The organism is Pontibacterium sp., from assembly GCF_041587635.1.
Taxonomy (GTDB): Bacteria; Pseudomonadota; Gammaproteobacteria; order Pseudomonadales; family Balneatricaceae; genus Pontibacterium.
This window is the reverse complement of the sequence record NZ_JBFGYC010000527.1, coordinates 1-2,839: the sequence shown is the minus strand read 5'-3', so window position 1 is coordinate 2,839 and position 2,839 is coordinate 1. Positions and strand designations below refer to the sequence as shown.

Below are 2,839 nucleotides of genomic sequence, written 5' to 3'. Positions count from 1 at the left end.
CAAGCTTCCTTGAGCAGGCGTGCTGTGAACTTCTATGGTGCCATCCATCAACTCACTGAGTTGTTTGCAGATTGCTAACCCCAATCCCGTTCCACCATAAATTCGCGTGGTTGATGCGTCCGCTTGAGAGAAGGAGGAGAATAAGCGGCTGATTTGATCCTGACTCATGCCAATGCCGGTGTCTTTCAGTTCGAAGCGTATCTGAACCTGGTCTCCGGTATGGGCCTGCAGCCGAGCGGTGACACTCACTTCTCCTGCATGGGTGAACTTTACCGCATTATTAGCAATGTTGAGCAGTATCTGGGTCAGACGGAGCGAATCGCCCATAAGGTTTGAGGGGATACGACAGTCACGCTGTATCCGTAACTCCAGGTTTTTCTCCTCGGCTTTGAGTCCAATCACCGTGCATACAGACTCCAGGACATCATCCAGACGGAAGCTGCTGTGATCTATCTCCATGTGGCCGGCCTCGATTTTGGAAAAATCGAGGATGTCATTGATGATGCCGAGTAGGCTTTTTGCGGAACCCTGGATTTTGGTGAGGTAGTCACGTTGCTTGGGCGATAGTTCTGTTTCCAAGGCTAGGAAGCTAAGCCCTATAACCGCATTCATCGGTGTGCGGATCTCATGACTCATGTTAGCCAGAAACTCACCTTTGGTTTTGGTTGCCTCTTCTGCCTGAAGCATAGCCGCGGTTAGGTTGGTATTTTTCTCCTTGATTGTCAGGCGCATTTTGTTAAACGACCGAATCAAGTCTCCTATTTCATCTGAGGTATCAGCTTCTAGCGCACTGTCGTAGTTGCCTTTCTCAAGTTCCTGAGCGGCATCGCGAAGCTGGACGATCTGGCGCACGATCAGGCGTCGAATCCACCAGCCACTGACCAAGATAATAACCAAGCATAGCGTGATGGTTGCGATGCGTAGCCACGCCAGTTGCTCGTGAACCTCTTTCAGTTCTCGCTTAATCTCCAGACCATATGTGAGTAGGCCAATAGATTCGTTACCCCAATCGACTTTCTGTGTGAGAAAACGATAATCATCTTGGCTTTTAGTGATCGCCGAGGAGCGGTCATGCATAGGGTAGATCTGCATACCGCTGGCATCGCGCAGGGTGATACCAGCACCGCTCTCGTCTGCGTGCATTTTTTCCTGTTGGGCAAGGATGCTGTAAATCTTTGCAATGTCGCCCGCGATGATTTCTTCGGCAATAATCGGCGCCAGTACCTCAAGTTCAGATTGTTCTCCTGAGATGATCGCCTCCAGTTGTCTCTGTTCAAAGTACGGGATAAAGGCAAACTCTATCAGTATCAGGAACACAGCCAGACAAAACACGACTGGAGAAACAATTTTTCCGTTGAGGTTCATTCCACTGTCCGTATCAGTTTGGCTTGACGTAGTAGCGCTCTAGGTTTAAACGGCGTACGTCGTCGTAGTCAGCATCGGTTGCCAGACCAATCTTTTTAAAAGGTACTTTTGCCAAAAGAGCTTGTGTGTCGGCGCTTTGGGCCATATTCAGAAGCGCAGCTTTAACTTGTTCTGCCACATTGGAAGGCAGACTTGCTTTATAGACAAATGGGTGTGGCGATACTTTTTGGGTTTGATGCAGAATCTCCAGCTTATCTTTTATTTCGGCTTTTTGGTTGTTGAAGGTCTTTTGCACGCCGCCGCCTGATAGGGTACGTCCAAGCACGGTATTGAGGTACACGGATGAGTGGGTTTTAACGTATTTAGGCGTGAAATCTATGTTGTAGATTTCCTTTAACTCTCCTCGGATCATTAGAGATGCACCCAGTGCGTTAGGAGCTGGAAACGCGATGGTGCTGTTCTGCAGTTGCTCAAGTGAGTTGATACCACTTCCCTTTTTTACCACCAGTACGCCAAAAAGCTTGCGTCCAGTATCTCTCAGTAATGGTTTGTAGTGCTGAGCAATGGTGTAGTGGTAAGGGTTCATGTAAGCAAAATCGAACTTGGCCTCCGCAAACTCTTTTTCGAAGGTCGGGATGTCGGGGGATCCCTTTAGTTTGAAGCTGTGACCGGTACGCTGTGATACTTCCTGAAGGATAGGATCCCAGATTTTGTGTAGGGTTTTGACGTCAAACTGCGGTACGACGCCTACAGTGAAGGTATCCGCAACTACGGGGGTACTGAGTAGAGTGGCGATAAACAGGGGTGCTAGTTTTTTCATCTGTTTTTTCTCGTTGCGAAGTTAATCTTTGAAATCGGCTGCAATCTGTCGGAATTGATCTTCGATCATTATGTATGCATCAATCACGTCTGGATCGAAGTGGTTACTACGTCCTTCTTTAAGAATGCCACTGGCTTTGTCATGATCGAAAGCTGGTTTGTATACGCGTTTTGAGATCAATGCATCGTAAACATCGGCGACCGCCATTAGGCGGCCTGAGAGAGGAATTGCTTCGCCAGTAAGCCCTGCCGGATATCCGCTGCCATCCCATTTTTCATGATGACATAGGGCAATCTCTCTAGCGTAGCGAAGGAACGAAGAATCCTGATCGTCTGAACCCTCTTCTGCTCTGAGCAGGGCATCGCTTCCTAGTTCAGCATGTGTTTTCATCACAGTGAACTCTTCATCCGTCAGTTTGCCTGGCTTAAGAAGGATGCTGTCTGGGATACCTACTTTGCCTATATCATGTAAGGGGGCAGATTTGAAAAGTAGATCAATCGTCTCGTCGCTAAGTTGATCTTTATATTTTTGATTCTTCCGCAGTTCAAGCGCTAGCGCCTTAACGTAGCGTTGGGTACGCAGGATATGAGCCCCGGTTTCGTTATCGCGGGTTTCTGCCAGAGAGGCAAGTGCCATAATAGAGATATCACGAGT

Annotated in this window: 3 protein-coding genes; all 3 read right to left on the bottom strand. The window is 48.2% G+C overall.

Features of this window, described 5'->3' with window-relative positions; genetic code table 11:
* On the bottom strand, window positions 1-1,365 hold a 1,365-nt coding region (locus tag ABYW01_RS18500), incomplete at its 3' end, for an ATP-binding protein (RefSeq protein ID WP_372835705.1).
* Between the two features lie 13 nt (window positions 1,366-1,378).
* Complete coding sequence (locus ABYW01_RS18495; protein ID WP_372835703.1) at window positions 1,379-2,185, bottom strand: phosphate/phosphite/phosphonate ABC transporter substrate-binding protein; 807 nt, start codon at window positions 2,183-2,185, stop codon at window positions 1,379-1,381.
* 21 nt (window positions 2,186-2,206) lie between these two features.
* The coding region (locus ABYW01_RS18490) for an HD-GYP domain-containing protein (protein ID WP_372835701.1) at window positions 2,207-2,839 on the bottom strand (633 nt) is incomplete at its 5' end.

What these genes read in the sequence shown, in the direction of transcription:
- ABYW01_RS18495 (WP_372835703.1), bottom strand. Translation starts at nt 2,185, where the DNA reads ATGAAAAAACTAGCACCCCTGTTTATCGCCACTCTACTCAGTACCCCC.